Source organism: Mammaliicoccus sp. P-M59 (assembly GCF_022386135.1).
Taxonomy (GTDB): domain Bacteria; phylum Bacillota; class Bacilli; order Staphylococcales; family Staphylococcaceae; genus Mammaliicoccus; species Mammaliicoccus sciuri_A.
In genome coordinates this window covers 62,242-89,052 of record NZ_JAJNJJ010000001.1, presented here as the reverse complement: position 1 = coordinate 89,052, position 26,811 = coordinate 62,242, and the positions used below count along the sequence as shown (strand labels likewise).

General features: G+C 32.7%; 23 protein-coding genes and 1 other annotated feature. Of the genes, 10 read left to right on the top strand and 13 right to left on the bottom strand.

From position 1 onward, the window contains the following. Window positions 1-26: 26 nt before the first annotated feature. The 4 genes from LQ617_RS00435 to ezrA all read right to left on the bottom strand — a co-directional run bounded on the left by LQ617_RS00435 (window position 27) and on the right by ezrA (window position 5,037). Complete coding sequence (locus tag LQ617_RS00435) at window positions 27-800, bottom strand: sulfite exporter TauE/SafE family protein (RefSeq protein ID WP_126477579.1); 774 nt, start codon at window positions 798-800, stop codon at window positions 27-29. A 47-nt stretch (window positions 801-847) separates the two neighbouring features. Beyond that, window positions 848-2,065, bottom strand: a complete 1,218-nt coding sequence (gene thiI / locus LQ617_RS00430) for a tRNA uracil 4-sulfurtransferase ThiI (RefSeq protein WP_037588526.1) — start codon at window positions 2,063-2,065, stop codon at window positions 848-850. Further along, window positions 2,055-3,200 (bottom strand): cysteine desulfurase family protein, encoded by a 1,146-nt coding sequence (locus LQ617_RS00425; protein WP_204252559.1) that lies wholly within the window; start codon window positions 3,198-3,200, stop codon window positions 2,055-2,057. Before LQ617_RS00425 ends, thiI begins: the two co-directional genes overlap by 11 nt. A gap of 142 nt (window positions 3,201-3,342) precedes the next feature. Further along, on the bottom strand, window positions 3,343-5,037 hold the full coding sequence (gene ezrA / locus LQ617_RS00420) for a septation ring formation regulator EzrA (protein WP_204252558.1): 1,695 nt from the start codon (window positions 5,035-5,037) through the stop codon (window positions 3,343-3,345). A 136-nt stretch (window positions 5,038-5,173) separates the two neighbouring features. Between ezrA and LQ617_RS00415 the strand changes: the two genes are divergently transcribed. Continuing rightward, entirely contained in the window at window positions 5,174-5,638 is a 465-nt protein-coding gene (locus LQ617_RS00415) for a GAF domain-containing protein (protein WP_103361546.1), read from the top strand. Window positions 5,639-5,863: 225 nt separating this feature from the next. Continuing rightward, on the top strand, window positions 5,864-6,466 hold the full coding sequence (gene rpsD, locus LQ617_RS00410; RefSeq protein ID WP_025905513.1) for a 30S ribosomal protein S4: 603 nt from the start codon (window positions 5,864-5,866) through the stop codon (window positions 6,464-6,466). Window positions 6,467-6,520: 54 nt separating this feature from the next. Here the strand turns inward: rpsD and LQ617_RS00405 are convergent, their stop codons facing one another. Further along, window positions 6,521-7,273 carry a glycerophosphodiester phosphodiesterase gene (locus tag LQ617_RS00405; RefSeq protein WP_204189053.1) on the bottom strand — a complete coding sequence of 251 codons (753 nt, stop codon included), beginning with the start codon at window positions 7,271-7,273 and terminating at the stop codon, window positions 6,521-6,523. A gap of 73 nt (window positions 7,274-7,346) precedes the next feature. Here LQ617_RS00405 and LQ617_RS00400 point away from each other — a divergent pair, with 73 nt between their 5' ends. The 3 genes from LQ617_RS00400 to serA all read left to right on the top strand — a co-directional run bounded on the left by LQ617_RS00400 (window position 7,347) and on the right by serA (window position 10,637). Beyond that, window positions 7,347-7,790: an SACOL1771 family peroxiredoxin gene (locus LQ617_RS00400; RefSeq protein WP_037588539.1), complete on the top strand. Its 444-nt coding sequence runs from the start codon at window positions 7,347-7,349 to the stop codon at window positions 7,788-7,790. 101 nt (window positions 7,791-7,891) lie between these two features. After that, entirely contained in the window at window positions 7,892-9,049 is a 1,158-nt protein-coding gene (locus LQ617_RS00395) for a pyridoxal-phosphate-dependent aminotransferase family protein (protein ID WP_037588540.1), read from the top strand. After that, entirely contained in the window at window positions 9,042-10,637 is a 1,596-nt protein-coding gene (serA, locus tag LQ617_RS00390; protein ID WP_206166930.1) for a phosphoglycerate dehydrogenase, read from the top strand. The genes LQ617_RS00395 and serA overlap by 8 nt, the downstream gene beginning before the upstream one ends. 53 nt (window positions 10,638-10,690) lie before the next feature. Here serA and LQ617_RS00385 read toward each other — a convergent pair whose 3' ends face one another. The 3 genes from LQ617_RS00385 to LQ617_RS00375 all read right to left on the bottom strand — a co-directional run bounded on the left by LQ617_RS00385 (window position 10,691) and on the right by LQ617_RS00375 (window position 13,268). Continuing rightward, window positions 10,691-11,224, bottom strand: a complete 534-nt coding sequence (locus tag LQ617_RS00385) for a helix-turn-helix domain-containing protein (RefSeq protein ID WP_037588544.1) — start codon at window positions 11,222-11,224, stop codon at window positions 10,691-10,693. Between the two features lie 144 nt (window positions 11,225-11,368). Then, the gene (locus tag LQ617_RS00380; protein WP_239739185.1) at window positions 11,369-12,484 is read right to left on the bottom strand and encodes an HAD family hydrolase; all 1,116 of its coding nucleotides are present in this window, start codon (window positions 12,482-12,484) and stop codon (window positions 11,369-11,371) included. 154 nt (window positions 12,485-12,638) lie between these two features. Then, window positions 12,639-13,268: a lysophospholipid acyltransferase family protein gene (locus tag LQ617_RS00375; RefSeq protein WP_204252556.1), complete on the bottom strand. Its 630-nt coding sequence runs from the start codon at window positions 13,266-13,268 to the stop codon at window positions 12,639-12,641. A 167-nt stretch (window positions 13,269-13,435) separates the two neighbouring features. Between LQ617_RS00375 and LQ617_RS00370 the strand changes: the two genes are divergently transcribed. Next, window positions 13,436-14,692 carry a S1C family serine protease gene (locus LQ617_RS00370; protein WP_239739183.1) on the top strand — a complete coding sequence of 419 codons (1,257 nt, stop codon included), beginning with the start codon at window positions 13,436-13,438 and terminating at the stop codon, window positions 14,690-14,692. 258 nt (window positions 14,693-14,950) lie between these two features. On the opposite strand, the gene LQ617_RS00365 is transcribed toward LQ617_RS00370, so the two are convergent. The 3 genes from LQ617_RS00365 to tyrS form a co-directional block, all read right to left on the bottom strand. Then, complete coding sequence (locus tag LQ617_RS00365) at window positions 14,951-15,820, bottom strand: TPM domain-containing protein (protein WP_239739182.1); 870 nt, start codon at window positions 15,818-15,820, stop codon at window positions 14,951-14,953. Next, window positions 15,820-16,398: a LemA family protein gene (locus tag LQ617_RS00360; protein ID WP_037588552.1), complete on the bottom strand. Its 579-nt coding sequence runs from the start codon at window positions 16,396-16,398 to the stop codon at window positions 15,820-15,822. The genes LQ617_RS00365 and LQ617_RS00360 overlap by 1 nt, the downstream gene beginning before the upstream one ends. 120 nt (window positions 16,399-16,518) lie before the next feature. Then, window positions 16,519-17,781, bottom strand: a complete 1,263-nt coding sequence (gene tyrS, locus LQ617_RS00355; RefSeq protein ID WP_103361687.1) for a tyrosine--tRNA ligase — start codon at window positions 17,779-17,781, stop codon at window positions 16,519-16,521. Between the two features lie 50 nt (window positions 17,782-17,831). Then, window positions 17,832-18,021, bottom strand: a binding site (T-box leader). A 100-nt stretch (window positions 18,022-18,121) separates the two neighbouring features. Here tyrS and LQ617_RS00350 point away from each other — a divergent pair. Continuing rightward, entirely contained in the window at window positions 18,122-20,581 is a 2,460-nt protein-coding gene (locus tag LQ617_RS00350; protein ID WP_239739181.1) for a transglycosylase domain-containing protein, read from the top strand. Window positions 20,582-20,661: 80 nt separating this feature from the next. Here LQ617_RS00350 and LQ617_RS00345 read toward each other — a convergent pair whose 3' ends face one another. Together LQ617_RS00345 and acsA are read right to left on the bottom strand one after the other, a co-directional pair. Then, window positions 20,662-22,329, bottom strand: coding sequence for a formate--tetrahydrofolate ligase (locus LQ617_RS00345; protein WP_239739746.1), 1,668 nt, complete (start codon window positions 22,327-22,329; stop codon window positions 20,662-20,664). 165 nt (window positions 22,330-22,494) lie between these two features. Further along, window positions 22,495-24,207, bottom strand: coding sequence for an acetate--CoA ligase (acsA, locus tag LQ617_RS00340; protein ID WP_239739180.1), 1,713 nt, complete (start codon window positions 24,205-24,207; stop codon window positions 22,495-22,497). 149 nt (window positions 24,208-24,356) lie between these two features. Here acsA and LQ617_RS00335 point away from each other — a divergent pair, with 149 nt between their 5' ends. The 3 genes from LQ617_RS00335 to LQ617_RS00325 are packed head-to-tail and all read left to right on the top strand — an operon-like array spanning window position 24,357 to window position 26,790. Continuing rightward, window positions 24,357-24,992 (top strand): GNAT family N-acetyltransferase, encoded by a 636-nt coding sequence (locus tag LQ617_RS00335; protein WP_239739179.1) that lies wholly within the window; start codon window positions 24,357-24,359, stop codon window positions 24,990-24,992. 15 nt (window positions 24,993-25,007) lie between these two features. Next, window positions 25,008-25,652 (top strand): CBS and ACT domain-containing protein, encoded by a 645-nt coding sequence (locus tag LQ617_RS00330; RefSeq protein ID WP_075578034.1) that lies wholly within the window; start codon window positions 25,008-25,010, stop codon window positions 25,650-25,652. Beyond that, window positions 25,645-26,790 carry an acetoin utilization protein AcuC gene (locus LQ617_RS00325; RefSeq protein WP_239739178.1) on the top strand — a complete coding sequence of 382 codons (1,146 nt, stop codon included), beginning with the start codon at window positions 25,645-25,647 and terminating at the stop codon, window positions 26,788-26,790. The genes LQ617_RS00330 and LQ617_RS00325 overlap by 8 nt, the downstream gene beginning before the upstream one ends. Window positions 26,791-26,811: the final 21 nt, after the last annotated feature.

Below are 26,811 nucleotides of genomic sequence, written 5' to 3'. Positions count from 1 at the left end.
TTAGCGCATAGACGCTAAGGTGTTTTTTACATAAAGTGACTACTAATATAGTCATATAGATTTTTGAGAATTAACGTTATCGTTACAATAATAAATAATACTTTAACATAAGATACGCCTTTTTTGATAGCAAATGTAACTCCTAAATACGAACCGATAACCATAGATACTGCCATACTTAATCCATATATATAATTGACATGTCCTAAAACCATAAATAACAGTAATGCACCTATGTTAGAAGCAAAGTTTAAAAATTTAGCATTTCCGGCTGCGTGTAAATAATCAAGACCAATCATTAATAAAGCAAATAGGAAGAATGATCCTGTGCCGCCTCCGAGAAATCCATCATAATAACCAATTAACGTTACACCAATAATAAACAAGATTGCTTTTTTAAGTGACAATTTCTTATATCGATTAATGTCTCCCCAATCTTTCTTTACTATTGAGTATATGGTTACAAGTGCCAATATAATGATTGCCAATGGCTTTAAATATTCTGGTGGTAAATATGTAGCAGTAATCGCACCGAATATCGAACCTACAAAGGATAATGGAAATAGTTTACCTACAATATCGAAATCTACTTTCTTCGCTCTTATAAATTTCATCGTACTCGTAAATGAACCGAATGAACTCGCTAATTTATTTGTACCTAGAGCTGTAGCTGGATCCATTCCCACTGCTAGTAATGCAGGTAAAGAAATCAATCCTCCTCCACCTACTACCGAATCGATAAATGATGCAATTAAACCAAACAAAATAATGATTAATAATATATTTAAATCAAACTCCATATGGATATCTCCTCTACTTTAATGATAACGACATCCCAACGTTCGTATTAAAGTAGTTCATCCATCCATTCGTCTTTTTGTTGATTCAAATCATCATGCTTAGAAATTGTAAGTGTTTCTACATTTTTAACCGCTTCATCAATTAGTGGACCAAAATCAAATTTAGATTCAAAATATTCCACTTTTTCTAATTTAGGATTTGTCTTTGGATTTTTTGGTGTAAATATCGTACAACAATCCTCAAATGGTTGAATTGATAAATCAAATGTATTAATAGCTTTCGCTTTTTTAACAATGTCTTCTTTATCAAATGTAAGTAACGGACGCAAAATTGGCATTGATGTTACACTGTTAATGGCATACATACTACCTAAAGTTTGACTTGCTACTTGTCCTAAGTTCTCACCATTTACAATTGCATGTGCACCAATTTCATGTGCCACTTTTTCAGTAACTCTTAACATCATTCTTCTTGTACTTGTCATTGTATAGCTTTCTTCAACGACTTTATGAATTTGCTTTTGAAGTTCTGTAAAAGGTACAATATGCAATTTGATATCGCCTGTTAAATGTGCAAGTTGTTTTGTTAAATCGATTACTTTTTGTTTAGCTTGTTCACTTGTATACGGTGGACTATGAAAATGAATAGCTTCAATTGTCACGCCTCGTTTCATCACTTCCATACCTGCTACTGGTGAATCGATTCCACCTGAAAGCATAAGTAATGTTTTACCACCTGTCCCAACAGGTAGTCCACCAGCTCCTTCAAGTACGCGGTTGTACATATAAATAGCATCTTTACGAACTTCTACTTTAATTTTATGATCAGGTTGTTTAACATTTACTGTTATATGATCAGTATTCTGAAGTACATGACCGCCTAATTCTTGTTGCAATTGAAAAGTATCAAGTTCAAACGTTTTATCTGCACGCTTGACGTCAATTTTAAATGTGTCACCATCTTTAAAATCATGCGCAAACTTTAAAGCGACTTCTTTCATTAAATCTAAATCTTTTTCAATTCGAACTACTGGACTTACAGAATGTACGCCAAACACAGTTTGAATTCTGCTCATCATTTCTTCAATGTCAGAACCTTCGTGTACATCGATATACATACGGTCACGATTTGCACGTACTTTATAACCTTGAAGTGGCATTAATCGGCTTTTGATATTTGCTTTTAATTTATTCACAAACATATTTCTATTACCTGTTTTTAAAGTCAGCTCTCCGTATCTCACTAATATGTGATCATAATTCATATTTTATTAACTCCTTTACCTCTTTATATACTTTATCAAAGGCATCTTTAAAACGTTCTATTTGTTCATTCGTTAAATCTGGTGCAATACTTATTCTTATACTTCCTTCAATAACAAGGTTGCTTAATCCCATTGCTTTTAACGTTTCATTATGAGAACTTTTCTTTGAAGAACATGCACTCGTTGTAGACAAATAAATTTCAAATTTAGAAAATGCATTGACTAATACTTCACCTTTAACACCTGGAAAAGAAATATTTAAGATATATGGTGCTGCATCGATTGGTGAATTAATCAAGACACCTTTATATTGTTCGACAAACGCTCTAATTTCTTTACCTCTTTGACTTAATGCTTGAGCATTATCTTCCATATGATCGTTCATTATTCTCATCGCTTTTGCTAATGCAATATTGACTGGTGCATTAACTGTACCGCTTCTTAAGCCTTGCTCTTGTCCGCCACCAAATATAATTTGTTTAATCGATTTAATTTGTTTAATTGCCAAAATACCTGAACCTTTTAATCCGTGGAATTTATGTGCGCTTAAACTATAACTATCTGCTAAATTAATATCTAATGGTACTTTCCCAAAACCTTGTACACCATCTACATGAAAATGCACTTTAGGATATTCTTCTAAAATTCGACTAATTTCTTCAATCGGTTGAATTTGTCCCATTACATTATTAACATGCATACATGTAACAAGTACAACATCATCGTTTAGTAATTCTTGTAAAGATGATATATCTAATTTGCCATCATTCGTCGTTTTAATATATTTCAAATTAAAACCTTCGTCCTCTAATCCTCTCATCGTTTCAAGAACTGACGGATGTTCCATCTTTGTTGTAAGAATTGTATTACCAAATCTCTTTTTCGCTTTGGCCATTCCTTGAAGTGCGATATTATTCGATTCAGTAGCACCACTTGTAAATATAATATTGAATGGATCTTTTAAATTTAAATATTGTTTAATATTTTCTCTTGCTTTATCAAGTAAATGAGCAATCTTTATGCCGGCAGAATGAGGACTATTTGGATTGAAAAAGTATTGTTGATTCATTTGTGTATATGTTTGGATAACGTCCTCATTAGGCTTTGTCGTTGCAGCATTATCAAGATATATCATACTGTCACCTCTTTTTTTCATTATATAATGATACCACAAGTCATTTCGTATAGATATACTAATTGACTTAGAAAAAACATCCACTAACTCAGAAAAAAATAAAGGCAAAGACATTTACCATGTCTTCGCCTTTATGACGTTCTTATCGTTTATTTACATCTTCTTCTATTTTTTCACTGATACCAGGTTCTACTTTTTCAAGTGCCGCTTCAGCTATTTCAATAGCACGTTTATATCTATTGTTAGCAAACAGTCTTTCTGCTTCATTAAGACTCTTATTCAGTTCATTATTTTCTTTTCTATATCTATTACCATATTGAATTAATGTTTCAGCATGAACTGCATTGATAAGTACATCTGTTGTTTCATCTTCAAATTTATTCATTTGAAGTACAATGTTACTTACTTTATCTTTCACATATTGTACATTAATAGGTCTTTGACTAAAGATTTTATTTACTTCACGAATTTCGTGATCAATTTCATTTTTCATAATGATAAATCTTTCAGGTACACTTGGTAAATTAGATGCTAATAAATTTCTATATATTTCTTCTTTCTTAGATTGAACACGTAATGTATTTTGTTGAGCTGTAGCTTCGTCTTCTCTAAGAGAAACTAAATGATTTTGTATTTTTTGTTGGTTATCATTAATTACTTTAACATGTTCTTCTATATATAGTAGATTATCTTCAACTTCACTATAGCGTACATTTGTTTTAGCCATTTCACCTAAAATTTCATCGTATACACTGATTAAGTTTTGAATTTCATTCTCATACTGTCTTACTTTATGTACATCTTCTTCAGAAATATAATAGTTCTCTTTAACATATTCAATTTCAGTTTGAAGTGTGTAGTTCATATCTTTAGCATGGAATAATTCATCTGTAATAATTTCTTTAGATTGTTCGACAGTATTTTTAGATTTTACTTCATGTTCGATTAAATCATACATATCATCTAAAGAATCATTAATTTCATTAATAATGCTTTCTGCTTTCGTTAATTCTAATCTTCCAATCAATGGTTCAACTAAATTTAATTTGCCACGTAAAGTTTGTAATGTACCTTCCACTTTAACGTGTTCAAGGTTATAACCTTCAACTTTCAAATCTCTACATCCAAATTTCAAGTCTTGGAATTGACCTGGTAATTCTTTTTGTACATCTTTGATTAATAATGGAATTTCCTCCATATCTTCTTGCATACGTTTCATATCCGTATTCAATTGATCGATATGACCACTTGCTTTAATGTAGTGTCCATCTTCAACAAGTCCTTCATATTGTTCAATTCTAGGTAGAAAAGCTTCGATGTTTTTTTCGATTAGTTCAGCAGCATCCCCAAACTGGTGTCTATTCGCTAATACTTCTCTCTTCGTTTCTCTATAAATCTGTTTAGATTCATCGTATAGTTTGTCGCTTGTTTCCACTGTTGTCATTAATTCTGTAACACTCTGAGTTAAGCGCGTATATTTCTTTTCTATACCATCCATTATTTTGTTAGCATCAGCAATACTTTCTTCTGATTGTGAGAACTTAAATTTATCAAGTTCTGCATCAGCATCGTGAATTTTTGCATCTACAACTTTTAAATCTTCTTGTAAAACAGTTTGCCATTCTCTCTTAAATTGGTCATACTTGTCTTTAGCTTCACCATGGATATTTAATTTTTTAAGCTTCGCTAATTCATCTTGAAAAGGTAATTGCTTAATTTTTTGCTTACGCTGCTCAGTCTCAGTAATCAAATTTCGCTTTGATGTACGCAACCATAACATTATACCAATACCAATTAATATAATGATTATAACTGCAAGTGTTATATAAATTGCCATTATGTATTCTCCTCCTAAATCGTTCTCTTTATTATAACGTAAAATATATATCCAACAAACCTTTTTCTATGCAAAACATATTCAAAATCATAAAATAGTAATATAATTCAAATAAATATTGAAATGAGGAATAAAAATGTCAGAACAACAACTAGATTATTCATTACTCAACCGCCAATTAGATGGTTTATTATCAGGAGAACAAGATTTAATTGCTAATTTAAGTAATGCATCTGCGTTCATCAACCAATTCTTACCAAACATTAATTGGGTTGGATTTTATCTTATTAAAAATAATGCCTTAAAACTTGGTCCATTTCAAGGATTACCAGCTTGTGTAGACATTGAAATTGGTAAAGGGGTTTGTGGAACAGCTGTTGCAGAAAAGCAATCACAACTTGTTGAAGATGTTAATCAATTCCCTGGGCATATAGCATGTGATGCTAATAGCCAATCAGAAATCGTTATACCTATATACTATAACAAAGAAATCATCGGTGTGTTAGATATAGATGCACCTGTTAAATCAAGATTTGATCAAACTGATCTTGAAGGGTTAGAATTACTTGTCAAAACGCTAGAAAAGCATATCCATCTTTAAAATATAAATTGACATGAACAAAACAAAAATGTATAATAGCTTTTGTGTGAATTAACGAAAGTAGCAGTTAAATATTATAAGGCTCTATGTTATTCCCAAAGAAGGCGTGTTGTGTAACCGCGGCTGCAAGGTGAAGGCACACAAATATAACATATCCCTATGAGCATTTAACATTCTTTCTTGTTTCTTCATAACAATCAAACAAGAAAAAGGAGGAACTTCAAAATGGCAAGATTTAGAGGTTCAAACTGGAAAAAATCACGTCGTTTAGGTATTTCATTAAGCGGCACAGGTAAAGAATTAGAAAAACGTCCTTACGTACCAGGACAACACGGTCCAACTCAACGTAAAAAATTATCTGAGTATGGTCTTCAATTACAAGAGAAACAAAAATTACGTTACATGTACGGAATCAACGAACGTCAATTCCGCACTATTTTCGATAAAGCTGGTAACATGAAAGGTATCCACGGTGATAACTTCATGGCACTATTAGCTTCACGTTTAGACGCAGTAGTTTACCAATTAGGTTTAGCTCGTACTCGTCGTCAAGCACGTCAATTAGTTAACCATGGTCACATTACTGTAGATGGCGCTCGTGTTGATATCCCATCTTACACTTTAAAACCTGGTCAAACTATCAGTGTTCGTGAAAAATCACAAAAATTAAACATCGTATTAGAATCAGTTGAATTAAGTCATCACGTTCCTGATTACTTATCATTCGATGCTGACAAATTAGAAGGTACTTTCGTACGCGTTCCAGAACGTAGCGAATTATCTGCTGAAATCAATGAACAATTAATCGTTGAGTACTACTCTCGTTAATCTTTGTTCAAACAAAACCACTTTCATTTCGAAAGTGGTTTTTTATTTTATAATTTATGACTTCATCCATTCATCTAATAAATGTGCATAATCCGATATTAAACCATCAACACCCATCGCTAACATTTTTTGAGCCGTAGATTTATCATTTATCGTATACGGCAATACCTTAAGTTGCGATACATGTGCTGCCTCTACAAATCTTCTCGTTACAATTTTATAATTCGGATTAATATAGTTTGCATACTCCCCTATTTTCTTAATTGTCCTTCTACTTATAAAACGATCTTTCTTCTTAATCAAGACACCTAATTCTATTTCTGGCCATAAACTGTTTATTTGTTGAATTGAATTTCTATTGAATGACTGAATGATAATTTGATTGTGCGAAATATCATGTTGTTTGATCATAGCAATAATATCTGATTCGATATTTGGATAGTTTTCTGGTTGCTTGATTTCTATAAGTAGCTTTAAATGTGTGTCTTTTATTAATTTAAGTACATTTTGAAATAATGGAATTTGCTCACCAATATATGCTTGCCCTTTCCATTTACCGACATCATATTTTTTCAATGTTTCATATGTTAATTTATTGATTACCCCTTTTTCTTGTGAAGTACGGTTCGTTGTTGGATCATGGATAACAACAAGTTCACCATCCATCGTTCTATGTATATCTATTTCAAGAACATCTATATTGAATTCTATTGCACGTTTAAAAGAAATCATTGTATTTTCTGGTGCTAATGATGGGACACCTCTATGTGCAACTTTTAATTTGCAATTTTGATTATTCACATTCATTGTCTACTCCTTTAAAATCAGTCATACTATAGATTATACCCAAATATTTTTAATTATAGAAAGGAACATGAATATGACAACACATATTTTTAATTTAAAAGGAACATGGACTAAAGGCAGAAATGCTTCTGGCCATATTACAACTGATAATTTATCTACTCGAGTATCAATCCCTGAAGTAATGGACGGACCAGAAATCGGTACAAATCCAGACGAGATGTTACTAGGTGCAGCTTCAACTTGCTATATGATTACATTGGCAGCAATGATTGAACGCTCTGAAATTGATATTGAAAGAATCGAAGTAGATTCTAAAGGTCATGTTGATTTCGAAGATGGCGTGATCACTTATAAAAAAATAGAACATTTCCCTATTATTTATTTATCTGAAGAACCAGATGAAAATTTACAAAAAAGATTAAACAGACTTGTTCAAAAAGCAGAAGAATCTTGTATGATAACACGTGCTTTAGCTGGTAATGTTCAAGTTGTAGCAACAGGTGAAATAAGATTTTAGTAATGAAAGCGTTTTAATCAGAATTTTCAATAAATTCACTATTATTTTACTATTTTCTTTGCTACAATATAGAACATAAATTCAGTAAGGAGTGTATATATATGTATCAGCATGATTCTTTATTACTCGCACCAGGTCCTACAACTGTTCCTAGGGAGATTTTAGAAAGTATGAATCAACCTATGACAGGACATAGAACAAAGGAATTTAGTCAAATTATCCATCAAGCATCGAGAGATTTACAAACAATTTTTGGGGCTAAACACCCTGTTGCTATTCTAACTTCATCAGGAACAAGTGCTCTTGAAGCAGCTATGGTTAATGTAGCGAATCCTGAAGATGATATTGTCATTATTGTTTCAGGCGCTTTTGGGGATAGGTTTAGAAAAATCGCATCCTCATATCCATTTAAGGCACATATTTTTGAAGTTGAATGGGGAAAAGGTGTCGATTTAAAAGAATTTGAAACATATTTAAACTCACTTAATGTTGATGTTAAAGCCGTATTCACACAATTTTGTGAAACATCTACTTCTGTTAAACACCCTATTAATGCTTTAGGTAAGTTAGTTAAACAATTTAATCCTGACATCTATTTTGTAGTCGATGGCGTTAGTATTATTGGTGCAGTTGAAGTAGATATGGAACAAGACAACATCGATGTGCTCGTTTCAGGTAGTCAAAAAGCAATCATGTTACCACCTGGAGCAGCTTTTGTAGCATATAATGATAGAGCTATCGAAAGGTTTAAAGAAGTGACAACTTCAAGATTTTATTTAGATTTAAATAAATACATAACTTCTTTAAACGATGATTCAACACCTTTCACACCAGCTGTATCACTTATTAGAGGTGTACAAACTTATTGTGATTTAATTCAAGAAGAAAAATTTGAAAATACAATCAAAAGACACGAAGTATGTAAAACAGCCGTTCGAGAAAGTTTAAAAGCTTTAGATATGGAACTATTAGTTGAAGATGAATTTGCTTCACCTACTGTAACAGCTTTTGTGCCAAATAAAGATGAAGTTAAGACGATTAAAGATGAATTACTTAATAGATTCAACATTACAATTGCAGGTGGTCAACAGCATCTTAAAGGAACAATATTAAGAGTTGGTCATATGGGTAAAGTCTCTCCGAATGACATGTTGCAATTTATTAGCGCATTAGAAATTATACTTTCAGAAATACGAGAACAATCAGTACTTGGTAAAGGTGTTTCAAAATTCCAGGAGGTAGTTAATCAATATGTTTAAAGTAATTGTAGTCGATCCAATATCAGAAGAAGGTTTAAAAAGTTTAACAGATCATGAAAAATTCGATATAGACATCAAAACTGGCTTGAGTGAATCAGAAATCGTTAACATTATCGGTGACTATGATGCTTTAATCGTAAGAAGCCAAACTCAAATCACACCCCCTATTCTAGATGCAGCAAAAAATCTTCGCGTTGTAGCTAGAGCAGGTGTTGGTGTTGATAATATTGATATCGATCACGCAACTAAACAAGGTATTCTTGTTATTAATGCGCCTGATGGTAACACTATTTCTGCAACTGAACATTCTATGGCAATGATTCTTTCTATGGCTCGAAATATTCCAGAAGCACATCGTTCATTACAAGAGGGTAATTGGGATAGAAAAAAATATCGTGGTACTGAATTATACAAGAAGACACTTGGCGTAATTGGTGCAGGTAGAATCGGTTTAGGTGTTGCCAAACGTGCTCAAAGTTTCGGCATGAATATTCTTGCATTTGACCCTTATTTATCTAGCGATGATGCGAAACGTTTAGAAATTACGAGAGCAACTGTAGACGAAATTGCTGAACAAGCAGACTTCATTACAGTGCATACCCCTCTTACACCAAAGACTAAAGGACTTGTAAATGAAGACTTCTTCAATAAAGCGAAACCTAACTTACAAATCATCAACGTTGCTAGAGGTGGTATTATCGATGAAGATGCCTTAATTAAAGCACTTGATGAAGGTAAAATCGAAAAAGCCGCTCTAGACGTATTTACTGAAGAACCAGCAAATAACACACCGCTTACGCAACATGAAAAAATCATCGTAACACCACATCTTGGTGCTTCAACTATTGAAGCTCAAGAAAAAGTTGCAGTATCTGTTGCAAATGAAATCATTGATATCTTTGAAAATAATAACGTCTTACATGCTGTAAACGCACCACAAATGTCTGGTGAAGTTGAAGCAGAACTTAGACCTTTTGTTGAATTAAGTAGAACAACTGGTGAAGTTGGTATCCAACTATTTGAAAAAGGTCCAAGAGAATTAAAAATTAAATATCATGGTGAAATTGCATTAGATGATACAAGTTTAATTACAAGACAACTTGTTATGGGTGTCTTACAACAAGACTTAGGTGATCATGTTAATTTAATCAATGCACTCGTATTGTTAAATGAACAAGGTGTAACGTATCAAATCGAAAAAAATAGTAAAAAATATGGTTTCAGCAACTATATTGAATTGGAATTAGTGAACAAAGATCATTCTATTAAAATCGGTTCAACTGTATTAAATGGTTATGGACCTCGTATCGTAAGAATCAATGACTATCCAGTAGATTTCAAACCAGAAAAGCATATGTTACTTATCCATCATAATGACAGACCAGGTATCGTAGGTAAAATGGGACAAATCTTAGGAGAACATGGCATTAATATTGCTTCAATGCACTTAGGTAGACATTCTATCGGTGGAGAAGCATTAATGATATTATCAATAGATGATGAAGCTTCAGATGAAACAATAGATGACTTATTTGCTATTGATGGCTTCCAAAGCATTAAAAAAGTCGAACTAAATAAACAACTATAAACAATAAACCACGTTTTAGCATTCAGCTAGCACGTGGTTTTTATTATGCATATTTAACTAACAAATGCTTTCAGTACGAGTCTTGCTCGATTGTTGTTCATTTCATGAATATCATAGTACGTTAAGATATGTAACCTTAAATCATTGATCAATTTTTCTTCAGATGATTTACCAATACTTTTCACTTTACCAACAATCCATAAAATAAATGACGTTAAAACAGTTTGAGAAACGTCTTTCATATATTGTTGATCATGAGATATATCAGATTGCTTAATATCATTAATCAGACTATAAACCTCTTTACTCACTAAAAATTCTTTAGGACTCGTATCAATCACAATCTTTAGTTCTTCGACAGTTTGTGCTTTATAAAGTGTCCCCTTTTCTTTAATTTGCCGTAATTCATTTCTAGTACTGTCATAGCTTAAATTAAGAAATTGAGCAATCTCTTTTATTAAATCATCACTATACGAATTAGGATCTTGCTTATTGAGTTTAGAAATTTTCTTATGAGAGAACCCAGTTTGCCTTATAAAGTGGTTTCTATCAGCATCATGATTTTTAAGTAAAATATCAATATACATAATTCCAACCCCCATTTGGTTTTTCAAAATTTTTCCACAGTTCTATTATACAATATTTGTAAGTAAATATTGTAATGAAATCTTATAAAATTTTTATTCATCAAAAAATCCCACAAATCTTTGATGATTTGTGAGATTTTCAATTTATAATAATACGTTTCTAATATCTAATACGTTATCTACAATAAAATCAGCATCATAATCTTCTAACTCTGCTCTTGCTGACTGACCTTTTAATCCAGTGAGTGTGCCTATAAATGTTGCACCTGTTTTTTGTGCACTCAATAAATCAGCTAATGAATCACCTACTATATATATATCTTGCTCACTAAACACTTGTTCTTGTTCTTTAATATAAGTTAAATAGTTCTCTGGGTCATTTCCACCATTCGCTATTAAATAGCTAAACGGATTTGGTTTACCGAGTGGTTTAAATTCTGGATATGTTGTTTCTGCTTTAAGCACTTCTGATGCTGTTCCTATATGGAATTCATCAAATTGTTTTAACCATCCGATTGTTTCAAATGGAACGATTGTTTCTGTTCTTGGTCTACCTGTAGCAATACCGATTTGATAGCCTGCTTCTTTCAAATCTTCTAGCAATTGTGTTACTTCATCCACATCAGCTAACACTACTTCTTCTCTTATATAACCATTTTTAAAAGTTGTACGAGGTGTCTTGTGTTCAACTTCTTGATATAATTCAGTACCTAAGTACCATTCTTGATATACTTCTTGTGCTACATCCCAGAACTTACTTTTCAGTTCAAAAATTGAAGCATCTTCTACATTTAGTTCTTCTTGTGCAAAAGCGATAAGATCATGATAAATATTTTCTTTACCGGAAGTCGCTTTAGATAAAAATCGACGAGGTGTTTCTATATTTATCTCTTGACCTACTATTTGTTGAGCATAATTTTTCAAAGTATTGTCGTCAAAGTTAACGTTACTCAAGTCAAGATTTGTAGCTTTTGATTGCTTTAACAATTCAATTAAATGTGTACTAATCACAATAAAAAGCATATCCCAGTTAGAATTCAAACCTAAAGACTTAAGTTGATTCAGTATTTGATCATCAATAAATATGTCTTTTCTAATTTGTTTAATATCTTGTTCGTCTAATGTTTCTATGTCTACTGTTCCTTTTAAGTTTAAAAAAGCTTCACTATGTAAAATTTCATAAACTGTTAAAGCAGAAACATCAAAACATCTTTCTTCACTTAAAAAAACACCGTCTACATCAAATAATACTTGTTTCATATTATGCCTCCATTTTTTGAACATTCTGATTATAATTTTAGCATAGATTATTACTGAATACAGTAGTATTACAACATAAGATAAATGAAAACGTTTTAGTTTAAAATACAAAAAAATCTTACAAGCAAATGGTCGCTTGTAAGATTTTTAAATGTTATTTTTGTCTAGATTTCTGAGCGATATACGTCACTTCTTTTTGTAAAGTATTCGTTCTTTCTTCTAATAAAGTCATAATTTTAGCGATTTTTTCACTTTTCTTCATATCACTTGGGAAGTCGTTTGGATCAATTGGCTCTCCAAATTTAATAAACGACTTTTGTCTAAATCCAAAAATTGATTTAACTTGTTTAGGTCCTTCAAAAGCAGCTGGTACAATTGGTTTGTTACTTAATACAGCAATCGTTGCAGCCCCTCTTTTTAAAGGTGCTTCACCTGTTTCTGCTCTATGACCAGATGGGAAAATTCCAACACTTTTACCTTCATTTAATAATTTAACAGGTATTTTTAAAGTACTTGGACCTGGTTTTTCTCTATCAACTGGAAATGCATTCAATGAATGAAAGAACTTATCTGACCAGTCTTTCGAAAACAATTCTTTTTTAGCCATATAATTAATTTCTGTAGGATATAAACTTAAAGCTAACATAATCACTTCTACATATCCTGTATGTGTACATGTAACGATATAAGGTTCATCAGGAACTTTTTCTTTGTTGATTGCTACAATTTGTTTCCCGAATTTTTGAAAAATAGTATGTAAAACAGTACTCGCAAATTTATACATTTAATGACCACTCTCTTCTTAATGATATACATATTCTATCATTGTCGTACTTACGTAACAAGTTTTCATACAAAATATTGTAACAATTTAAAACGACCATATCATTAGCTTTTTAAAAGAATTTTTATAATAATTATTTTATGGACAGTGTTTAAGGAGGCAATACAATGGATCAAAATCAAAATGAGGATCAACAAAATATTAATAAGACAACTTCAAATGGATACTATTACAAACAAAAGAATAAAATCCCTTGGTATCAAAGTTGTCTTATCCCATTTATTTCTGGTATTTTAGGTGCGGTATTAATACTCGCATTATATATCGGCGGGACTAAAATAGTAGATGTATTTAGCAATTATAATGATGAAGCAAATATTACAAAAGCACCAGCTAATGAAAAAGGTGGCAATATTAAAGATAATAAATCAAGTAACAAATCCGTTTCTAAAATGATTGAAGATGTTTCACCTTCAATTGTAGGTGTTATAAACAAACAAAAAGCAAGCGGACTAGAATCATTTTTCGGTGGTAACAACTCCGAGGATTCAGACGGGTCTGGTGATTCAGAAGAAACGGGAACAGGCACAGGCGTGATTTATCAATCCAATGGTAATAGTACTTATATCGTAACGAACAACCATGTTATAGAAGGTGCAAATGAAATAGAAGTTCGCCTTCACAATGATAAATCAGTGAAAGCCAAACTTGTTGGTACAGATGTTATGACAGACTTAGCAGTATTAAAAATAGAAGGCAATTATAATATAAAACCAATTAAATTCGCAGATTCATCTAAAGTTAAAGCTGGTGAAACAGTATTTGCTTTAGGTAACCCATTAGGTGTAGAATTTGCAAACAGTGTGACTCAAGGTATTATTTCTTCAGAAGAACGTACGATGAATGTACAAACTTCTCAAGGTGTTACAGAAGCAACAGTAATTCAAACAGATGCTGCCATAAACCCAGGTAACTCAGGTGGCGCATTAATCGACTTAAACGGTAACCTTATCGGTATTAACTCAATGAAAATTTCAAGATCAGATGTAGAAGGTATCGGTTTTGCAATACCAAGTAATGAAGTAAACAATATCATTAAAGATATTATGGATGACGGTAAAGTTACACGACCTTATATCGGCATCAGCATGATTTCAATAGATGATATACCAAACCAATATAAGAAAGAATTAAATCTCACTACAGATAAAGGTGTTTACATTTCTGAAGTAGATAAAAAAGCAGACAACGGGCTTAAAAAAGATGATGTCATCACAAAAGTAGACGATAAAGATGTATCAGACGTTTCTGATATTAAAAATTATATCTACAATGAGAAAAAACCAGGTGACAAAATCACAATCAAATACATTAGAGATGGCAAAACACATACAACAAAAATCACATTGAAAGAACAAAACTAATTCAAAAACCGCATGGGACTATGTTAGAGTCCCATGCGGTTTTTTTCGTATGTCTTAGTTACACTTTCGACTACTTTTGTTACTAACAGCCTCCTTAGTTACAATTCGAACGACTTTTGTTACTATGGCCGGCCTTAATCACACTTCAGCCAGATTTTGTAATCAAACCTACTAATATATACGCATAAACTCCATATAATTCAAAAAAGCATGCAACTCATATCGAGTTGCATGCTTTTTCTATATACATATTACAATCTAGAATCCTCTACCTGCGCCGCCGCCAGAGAAGCCGCCTCCTCCGCCGAAGCCACCTCCGGAGAAGCCTCCACCTGAGAAACCGCCACCTGAGAAACCGCCACCAGAACTACCTGATGAACCTCCAAAGATAAATGGTCCAGTCATACCACGTCTTGTACCTCTTCTATTTCCACCTCTTGGAGGTCTACCGCCTCCATTTTTGAAGTAAATAATGAAGAATACAATAATAAATATGATAAAGATGATAAATGGTATTTTTCCTAACCCACTACTTTGTGGTTCGTCTTCTGTGAACTTTTTACCATCGTATCCGTAACTTTTAGCTACTTCATCCCACACTGCATCATATAAATTTGTTAAACCTTGACTGTAATAGGCGTTTGCTTTTTTAGTATCTTTAGTTTGAGCAGCTTTCTTTTGATAAGGTATGAATTTAGAATCGATCAATTCCCCAACTTTAGAGTCATTGAGGACACCTTCAAGTCCATCTCCAACTGCTATATCAATACCTCTATTATTGTTCTCATTACCGTTATCCATATTTAATAGGATAACAATCCCCCGATTATGCTTTTGGTCACCAACTTTATAGTGTCGCCCCGCTTCTAACGCATAATCTTGGCGAGGTGTTTGACCTATTGATTTCATCGTCATTAACAAGATATCTGCATCTGTTCCATCTTGTAATTTTTGACCTTTTTGATTAATTTTGTCTTTATCTTGATCAGTCATTAATTTAGCATGATCTTGTACAAATACAGGCTGTTCTAACTTAGGAAATTTATCATCAGCTGCATGTACGACATAACTTAGTGAAAAAAAGCTAACAATAAGCAAGACACAAAATCGTTTAAACATTGATTTCATTAAGATTCGTCTCCGCCAAAGTCAACTTTTGGTGCATCTTTAGCTTCACCTTTGGCTTGGAAATATTCTTTCTTATCAAAATTAAACAATCCTGCTATGATACTAGATGGGAATCTACGAGTAGCTTGATTATATTCATTAATAGATTCATTATAATCTTTTCTAGCTACTGCAATTCTATTCTCAGTACCAGCTAATTCGTCTCTTAATCCTGTAAATTGCTTATCTGCTTTTAAATCTGGATAATTTTCACTGATAGCAAGTAAACGACTTAACGCACTATTAACTTCTCCATTTGCTTCTGCTTTTTCTTCTGGCGTATTCGCACCTGCTAATTTACTACGTGCATCTGATACATCTTTAAATACTTTTTCTTCATGTTTCGTGTAACCTTTAACTGTATCAACTAAGTTAGGAATTAAGTCAACACGTCTTTGAAGCTGATTATCAATATTAGATAATGACTTATCCGCTTCTTCTTCAAGTCCAACTAATCTATTGTATGGACCGATCATAAATAAGCCAATAATAACAATTACTGCTACAACAACAATAATTGGTCCTAAATATTTTTTCATTAAATGTCTCCCTTTCTTTTTATAAATAAATGGTCTTCTTTATTATACAATAAATACCATATGTATGCGAAAAAAGACTGAGACAAACATCGTTGTCTCAGCCATTATAACTCATAAATATTAAACGTATTTAACCATTGTGTATTTCTTTTTACCTCTTCTAACAATTGTAAATTCATCATCTATTTTATCTTCGCTTGAAATCTCGTGGTTAACATCTTGAATACGTTCACCGTTTAAGTAAATTGCACCATTTGTGATATCTTCACGTGCTTGTCGTTTTGAAGGAGAAACACCTGCTTCAATAATAAAGTCAACAAGTTGTACAGTTTCAGAACTTACTTCAGCTGTTGGCACGTCTTTAAAACCTTCTACGATTTCAGATTTTGTTAATGATTTAATATCGCCTTTAAATAGTGCATCTGTAATTCTTTTAGCTTCTTCTACAGCTTCTTCACCATGTATAAAGCGAACCATTTCTTCAGCTAATACTTTTTGAGCTTCTCTTAAATGAGGTGCTTCTTCAACTGTTTTTTCAAGTCTTTCAATTTCTTCTCTATCAAGGAAAGTAAAGTATTTCAAGTATTTCACAACATCAGCATCTTGTGAATTAATCCAGAATTGGTATAACTCGTAAGCTGATGTTTTACTTCTATCTAACCATACAGTACCTGATTCAGATTTACCGAATTTTTTACCATCTGCTTTTGTAACAAGTGGAATTGTGAAACCGTAAGCTTCAGTGTCACCGTACATTCTTCTCATTAAATCTAATCCTGTCGTGATGTTACCCCATTGGTCTGAACCACCGATTTGCATTTTACAATCATAATTACGGTTTAAGTATCCGAAATCAATTGCTTGTAAAATCATGTACGTAAACTCAGTGTATGAAATACCTGTTTCTAATCTTGTCTTAACAGAATCTTTCGCTAACATGTAGTTTACACCCACGTGTTTAGCGTAATCTCTTAAGAATGAAATTAAGTCTATTTCTTTTAACCAATCTTTATTGTTAACAAGAATCGCTGAGTCTTCACCTTCAAAATCAAATATTTTATGCATTTGATTCATGATTCCTCTTACGTTAGCTTCAACTTGTTCATCAGTTTGTAATTTTCTTTCTTCTGAACGTCCTGATGGGTCACCAATCATACCTGTACCACCACCGACTAAGACGATTGGTGTGTGTCCATGGTTTTGGAAACGACGTAATGTTAAATATGGTAATAAATGTCCAATGTGCAAACTATCAGCTGTAGGATCTGCACCACAATATATTTTAACTGACTCTCTATTTAATAAGTCTTCAATTTCTTGTTCATCAGTTTGTTGATAAATTAAACCTCTCCATTTTAAATCTTCTAAAAGTTCATTTGTCATTATATTTTCCTCCTCTAAAATAGAATATAAAAAAGCACCCTCACAAAAAATGTAAGGGTGCTTGAATACACGGTACCACCATACTTATGATGTAAATACATCATCACTCTTTAATGTTACGTACATTAAAAACGTTGAACTTGTTGTTATAAAGGTGTATTCATCATTATCACTTTATCAGTTCGCAGCACCACTGACTCTCTTAAAAAGAAAATAATCACTACTTCTCCTTTAGTTCATTACCTTATGCAATTAATTACAAAGTATAATGCTAACTTTTTTAAAAGTCAACACTAAACATATATGTTATAATATTGATGATTAGATTGGAGGTAAAAATTTGAGTTCAAATCAGTCTAAAAACAAACTTAAAGAACAATTTAATCGTTCAAGTAAGAAATATAAAGATACTTTTAAAGAAACAAAATGGTCCCCAAAACTCATATTCCATACTACATACAATGTAATAAGCAATTTATTTTTCATTATTGTATTTATTAGTTGTTTATTATTAGCTTTAGGATTGGGTATTGGCGGCGGATACTTCGCAGGACTTGTCAAAGATGAAAAAGTAATGTCTAAAAAAGAAATGAAGCAACAACTTTATTCAATGACAGAAAGCACATCTGTTTATTTTGGTTCTGGAGAGTCACTTGGTCGATTAAAAAGTGATGTCCAAAGGGATGTTATTAAAGGGAAAGACATAAGTAAGAATGTTAAAAATGCACTTATATCAACAGAAGATGAAGACTTCTACAACCATAATGGTATTGTACCTAAAGCTTTTATAAGAGCATCAGTACAAGAAGTACTTGGTAGTGCTAATTCTTCTGGCGGGAGTACATTAACGCAACAACTTGTTAAGAACCAACTTTTAACTAATGAAACATCATTTGAACGTAAAGCTAAAGAAATGCTACTTTCAATGAATGTTGAAAAGAACTTATCAAAAGAAGAAATTATTGATAGTTACTTAAACGTCGTTTCATTCGGAAGAAATTCAAATGGTTCTAATATAGCGGGTATTGAATCCGCTGCTCAAGGTGTATTTGGTAAATCAGCTAAGAATTTAAACATCGCACAATCTGCGTATCTTGCTGGATTACCACAGAATCCTTACACATACACACCTTTCTTACCGAATGGTGATTTGAAAGATGATGAATCCTTGAAATACGGCATCAATCGTCAACACTATGTTCTGAAAAGAATGTATCAAGAAGAAAAAATTACGAAAAAAGAATACGATGAAGCATTAAAATTCGACATCAAGAAATCATTTGTTGATAAAGTTGAAGAACCTAATCAGAAATATCCATTCTTAACTGAAGAAGTCGAAAAACGTACTGTTGATATTCTTAAATATCACTTAGCTAAAGAAGATAATATTTCTAAGAAAGAACTTGATCAAACGCCAGTTCTTATGACGAAATATACTGAAAAAGCTAATCAAGCTATGCGAACTGAAGGTTACCGTGTAGATACAACGATTGAAAAAGATATGTACGATAAACTTCAAGAAGTTAAAGATAATTCTGGTAGCTACTCTTGGGATAGAGAAGCAAGTTATACAAACAGTGAAGGTAAAAAAGCTTCCAAAGAGTTCCAACATGAAGTCGGTGCATTATTAAAAGAAAATCAATCTGGTAAAATTCTAGCGTTCGTTGGTGGTAGAGATTATGAGAAATCACAAATCAATCACGCAACAAGTGCTAAACGTTCTCCAGGTTCAACAATGAAACCATTACTCACATATGCACCAGCATTTGAAAATGGATTAATCACACCAAACACTGCCCTACTGGATAAAAAATTCGACTTCCAAGGTTATTCACCTGATAACTACGATAGAAGAGAATTTGGACCAGTAACAGCAGATTATGCTTTAAGAAATTCTTTAAACTTAAGTACTTTAAGATTGTATAGCAATGTTCAAGACTACAAACCATGGGAAAACTTAAATAAAATGGGTATGACCGTACCTAAAGATATCCAAGATGGTTTAGCCTTAACACTTGGTACAGCAGACTTCACATTAGAACAAGATGTGAATGGTTACAGTACTTTAGCTAATAAAGGTGAATATAATGAAAGTTATATGATTGAATCTATTAAATCACGAGATGGTGAAGTGATTTATCAACACAAAAAAGATCCTAAACGTATCTTTAGTGAATCAACAACATATTTAACAACTAGTATATTAGAAGGTGTACTTGATGATGGTTCAGGTTACCAAATTAAGAATTCATTTGACGGTAACTGGGCTGGTAAAACAGGTACATCACAAGATGCTAAAGATAGCTTGTTTGTAGGCTATACACCGAAAGTTACACTAGGTATTTGGATGGGTTATGACCAACCAATAACATTTGATGAAGACAGTCATTATCAATTATTTATGTGGAGAGATATGGTTAATGCATTATCTTCTACAGATAGAGAAAAATTAGGATACGATAGTGAATTCTCTAGACCTAGCACAGTTAAAGAAGACACAATTTGCCAATACACAAATTCTACAGGAAGCTGTAGCAGTGGCGAATCTAAATCTTCTACATTAATATCTGATAAAGTCGATACTTCGAATAAAGATATTAATTCTGACTATGTATTAAAACGACTAGGACAAGCAATTGATACAAACACATCATCAAAAGTTAAACCTAAAGAACGCGTATCTAAAAATTCTAAAGAAGCTTGGTCATATAAATCAAGCAGCAATAAAGATAGTAATTCAAACAGCAATAGCAAGCCATCCAGTGGTACAAGCACCGCACCACCAAGTGGCAATAATTAGATAAACTTTCTAGTTCAAAATAAATAACACCTCATTTTCAGTGAAAATGAGGTGTTATTTTTTGTTGACTTATATTCTATTTAGAATAATCCTACTGCAGAACCGTCTTCGTTAACATCCATATTTAATGCTGCTGGTTTCTTTGGTAAACCTGGCATTGTCATGATGTCCCCTGTTAATGCTACGATAAATCCTGCGCCAGTTCTTGGTGATAGTTCTCTAATTGTTATATCGAAGTCTACTGGTGCACCAAGTTCTTTTGGATCATCTGTAAATGAATATTGTGTTTTCGCCATACAAACTGGGTATTTATCCCAACCGTTTTCTTTAATTGTCTTCAATTGTTTTAAGGCTTTATCACTGAATTTAACAGATCTACCGCCATATACTTTCTGAACAATTGTTTCTATTTTTTCTTCTATAGATAAATCCAAGTCATATAGATGTTTAAATGATTGTGGCGTTTCTAATACTTTTAATACTTCTTTAGCAAGTTCGACGCCACCTTTTCCGCCTTTTTCCCAAACTTCTGTTAAAGCTACTTTTACGTTATTTTCTTTACACCAATCTAAGACAACTTGTACTTCATCATCTGTATCGTGAATAAACGCATTAATTGCTACAACAGGCTCAACGCCAAACTGTTTAATATTATTGACATGTCGTTCTAGGTTTACGATACCTTGTTGAACAGCTTGAACATTTTCTTCTTTAAGATCAGTTTTTGCTACACCGCCATGCATTTTTAACGCACGAATAGTTGCGACTATAACAACTGCACTTGGATCAAATCCAGCTTTGCGTGTTTTGATATTTAAAAACTTCTCTGCACCTAAATCTGAACCAAATCCACTTTCTGTTACGACGATATCCGCTAACTTTCTAGCAGTATTAGTTGCAATAATTGAATTACATCCATGCGCAATGTTCGCAAAAGGTCCACCATGTACTAATGCAGGCGTGCCTTCTATCGTTTGTACAATGTTAGGTTTTAGCGCGTCTTTTAAAATAAGTGTTAAAGCACCTTCTACTTTTAAATCACGAACCGTTACGGGTTGCTTATCCACATTATAGCCAATTGTAATTTTAGCTAGATTTTCTTTTAAATCTTTAATGCTGTTTGATAAACAGAATATAGCCATTATTTCAGATGCAACTGTAATATCAAAACCATCTTCTCTTGGTACACCTCTTGTTGGACCACCTAAACCAACTACGACTTGACGTAACTCTCTATCATTCATATCAAGTACACGTTTCCATTCAACACGTCTAGAATCAATATTAAGTTCGTTACCTTGATAAATGTGATTATCGATAAATGCTGACAACGCATTGTTTGCAGTCGTTATCGCATGTAAGTCACCATTAAAATGTAAATTGATTTCTTCCATCGGTAAAACTTGTGCATAACCACCACCTGTTGCGCCACCTTTCATACCAAATACAGGACCAAGTGAAGGTTCTCTTAATGCGACCATTACATTTTGATTAAGTTGATTAAAGGCATCTGCTAATCCAACCGTTACTGTTGATTTCCCTTCACCAGCTGGCGTTGGACTTAAAGCTGTTACAAGTACAACTTTACCTTTTTCCTCTAGATCATTTAGCTTTGTAATATCAACTTTTCCTTTATAGTGACCATAAGGTTCCAAAGCTTCATGAGAAATCCCCACCTTCTCAGCTATTTCACTAATTGGTCTTAAAGTACTTTGTTTTGCAATTTCTAAATCTGATAAATGACTCAACATCGTTCACTCCTTAAATTTATATTACAAATTAAATATTAAATGACATATCCTAACACTATTAGGATATACAATTCACTCATAAAAGTCGATATGTAAGCTACTTTTATTCAAATTTCCCGTAAAAAAGATCACGCCAATTATATGACGTGAACTTTATTTAAATTAATCTTCAAGCGTAGATAAGTCACCTGCTGGTAAATCTAATTCCCAAGCTTTAAGTACACGTCTCATAATTTTACCTGAACGTGTCTTCGGTAATTTATCTTTAAATTCAATTTCACGAGGTGCTGCATGTCCAGCTAATCCTTCTTTAACAAACTTTCTAATTTCTTCTTTAAGTTCGTCTGATTCTTCATAGCCATCTCTTAAAGCAATAAATGCTTTAATAATTTCACCTCTTACTGGGTCAGGTTTACCGATAACACCCGCTTCAGCAACAGCTGGATGTTCAACAAGTTTAGATTCAACTTCAAATGGACCAACACGTTCACCTGCAGTCATGATGACATCATCAACTCTACCTTGGAACCAGTAATAACCATCTTCATCTTTATATGCAGAATCTCCTGAAACATACCATTCATCATTGATAAAGTAAGAATCATATTTAGGTTGGTTATTCCAAATTGTTCTCATCATTGATGGCCAACCTTTTTTAAGGGCTAAGTTACCCATTCTATTCGGTGGTAATTCATTACCTTGATCATCTACAATTGCTGCTTCAATACCTGGTAAAGGTTTACCCATTGAACCAGCACGTATATCCATAGATGGATAGTTTACAATCATATGTCCACCTGTTTCAGTCATCCACCATGTATCATGTACTCTATGATTAAATACGTTATGTGCCCATTTAATAACTTCAGGGTTTAACGGTTCACCTACTGAAAGCACATGTCTTAATGATGAAAGATCATATTTACTAACAACATCATCGCCAGCACCCATTAACATACGTAGTGCAGTTGGCGCTGTATACCAAATCGTTACGCCATATGTTTGAATAAAGTCATACCAGCCTTCTGGTGAGAATCTTCCACCTACGATACAGTTTGTAACACCATTTAACCATGGACTAAATATACCGTATGATGTTCCTGTTACCCAACCTGGGTCAGCTGTACACCAATAAATGTCATCTTCTTTAAAGTCTAATACATATTTACCAGATATATAATGTACGATCATAGCCTCTTGAACATGTAATACACCTTTAGGTTGTCCTGTAGAACCTGATGTATAATGTAAGATCAATCCATCTTCTCGATCTAACCATTCAATATCAAATTCTTCACTTGCTTGTTCAAATGATTGATTGAAATCAATGTATTCATCACTTACTTCGTCATCTACAACGACAATATGTTCAAGGTTTGGTAATTCATCTTTCGGAATTCTACCTACTAAATCGTTCGTTGTAATGATAACTTTAGCTTCACTATTTTCTAATCTGTCTTTAACTGCTTTTTCCATAAAGGCTTCGAATAATGGACCTACGATAGCCCCAATCTTCAAAGTACCTAATAAAGAGAAATATAATTCAGGTGTTCTCGGCATAAAGATAAATACTCTATCACCTTTTTGTACATTCGCTTCATTTTTCAAGACATTTGCAGCTTTATTACTCGCGATTTGTAATTCTTTAAATGTATAACTATCTTGTCTATTGCTATCTTTATAATGAAGTGCAATTTTGTCCCCTTTACCATTATCTACATGACGATCTATACATTCGTAAGCCATATTTATTTTTCCAGTTTCACTCCAACTGAAATTCTTTTCGATATCTTTCCAATTATGATTTTTTACTGTTTCATCATAATCAGCAAGGTTATAAGAATCATTTAATGCTTCGTATACTTCGACTTTCATTTAAATCTCCCCTTTTATGAATGTAATCGTTTTCAATAAAGCCTATTTACATTATAATATAAATAGATGATACTTTTCAAAAAAATTTGATTATTCAAAATACATATTACAAATATAGAATATCATACTTAATGAAAGGAGGTACAACATTGGAATTCAAGAAGACTTTTATATCTGAAACAGTCCCCTATGATAAAGACACAGATATTATCGTTGAAGGACCTGTACATCCAGATGAATTACGAAATATGACTTTTGATGAAGGACTCAATAGTTTTAGAGTATCTAAAGAACAATTTGAAGCGATCATTGAAATTGCTGAATTACCAGAAGGAAGAATAATTATTGCACGTATTGATCAACATATTATTGGTTATACGACATACTTATACCCTGACCCATTAGAGAGATGGTCAGATGGTAATTTACCGTATATTCTAGAATTAGGCGCTATTGAATTGTCTTTAGATTATCGTAAATATGGTCTAGGTAAAAAAATGCTTCAACTTGCTATGAAAGCACCAGAAATGGAAGATTTCATCGTCATTACAACTGAATATTATTGGCATTGGGATTTAAAAAACAGTGGTTTAGATGTTTATCAATATCAAAAAATCATGCATAAAATGATGGCTGAAGGTGGATTAGAAGTGTTTGAAACAGATGATCCTGAAATTATTAGTCATCCAGCAAATAGCCTAATGGCAAGGATTGGACAAAATATTCAACAAGAACAAATGGAAGCATTTGATAAGCTCAGATTTATGAATCGATTTTTCTTTTAGAGGGGGTTTAAATTTATGTTAGTTGAAAAAATTATGACATCACCTTGTACGACAATACAAAGTGATAAATCTATTGAAGATGCTTTAGTATTAATGACACAAAAAGAAATTAGACATTTACCGATTGTTGATGAAGAAGATCATTTACTCGGTATTATTTCTGATAGAGATATAAAAATGGCACTGCCTAGCATATTATCTGATGACGAGCCCAATAAAAGTTTGTCATTATCTGTTTCAAAAATTATGAGACGTAATGTGATACGCTGCCATCCACTTGATTTTGTAGAAGATATTGCACTAGATTTTTATGAAATGTCTATCGGGTCAATTCCAGTTATTCGAGATAATAAAGTAATTGGTATTGTTACCCAAAAAGACATGCTCAATACATTTCTAGAACTTACAGGTGTGACTATGCCTGGTTCTATTATTGAAGTACATATTGATGATAAAGTTGGCGCACTTCATGATATTACAAGAATATTTAAAGAACAAAATATTGATATCTTAAACGTTCTTGCATATGCAGATCAACAAGATATTAATAAGAGATACCTGATGTTACGAGTGAAATCAATGAATCCAGAGAAGATATACAAATTATTAGAAGAACAAGATTACCATGTCATCTATCCGTTTGGTATAAAAAATGACTAATGTTAAATATGTATATTCTGAAGATTTATTGAAATATCGTTTTTCAGATAGTCACCCTTTCAATCAAATGAGACTTAAATTAACAACTGATTTACTCTTTGATTTAGGGGTATTAACCGAAGCGCATATTATTCCACCTCGGGTAGCGACTGATGAAGAACTTCAACTCGTACATGAATCAAATTATATAGAAGCAATAAAGAAAGCTGGCAATGGTGAATTACCATTAGAAGAATATGATAAATACGGATTAAATTCTGAAGACACACCACAATTTGTAAATATGCATGAAAATAGTGCACGTGTTGTTGGTGGAACTTTAAGTGCAGTAGATGCTGTTATGTCTGGAGAAGCAACAAGAGCATGCCATCTTGGTGGTGGCTTACATCACGGCTTTAAAGGTAAAGCGAGCGGATTTTGTATATATAATGACAGCGCTGTTGCCATTCAATACATGCAATCAAAGTATAATCAACGCGTCTTATATATTGATACAGACGCTCATCATGGCGATGGCGTACAATGGTCATTTTATACAAACGAAGACGTCATGAACTATTCTATACATGAAACTGGTCGATACTTATTTCCAGGCACTGGTGCGTTAACAGAACGCGGTGATGGTAAAGGATTTGGAACCACAGTCAATGTACCATTAGATGCTTATACAGAAGACGATTCATACATAGACGTCTTTAAAGATACAGTAGAAGCCGTTTGTAAAGCATATAAGCCAGATGTCATACTTAGTGTAAATGGTGTGGATATACATTATTTAGATCCACTCACACATTTGAGCTGCACACTTGATACATTGTATAAAATACCTTATATCGTTAAAGGTTTAGCAGACAAATATTGTGATGGCAAAATCATTATGATTGGTGGCGGTGGCTATAATATATGGCGCGTTGTACCTAGAGCGTGGTCACATGTATGGTTTGCACTAAATGACCTACAAACACCTGAAGGATCATTACCAGATTCTTGGTTACAAAAATACCAATCACACGCACCATTACCACTACCTTCAACTTGGGTAGATGAAAAAGAAGACTATACTGAAATACCAAGAAGAACAGAAATAACAGAAAAAAATAATAATACTAAATTAAGAATATTAGACTGGTTTAATTAAATATTAAAAAAACGACTGAAA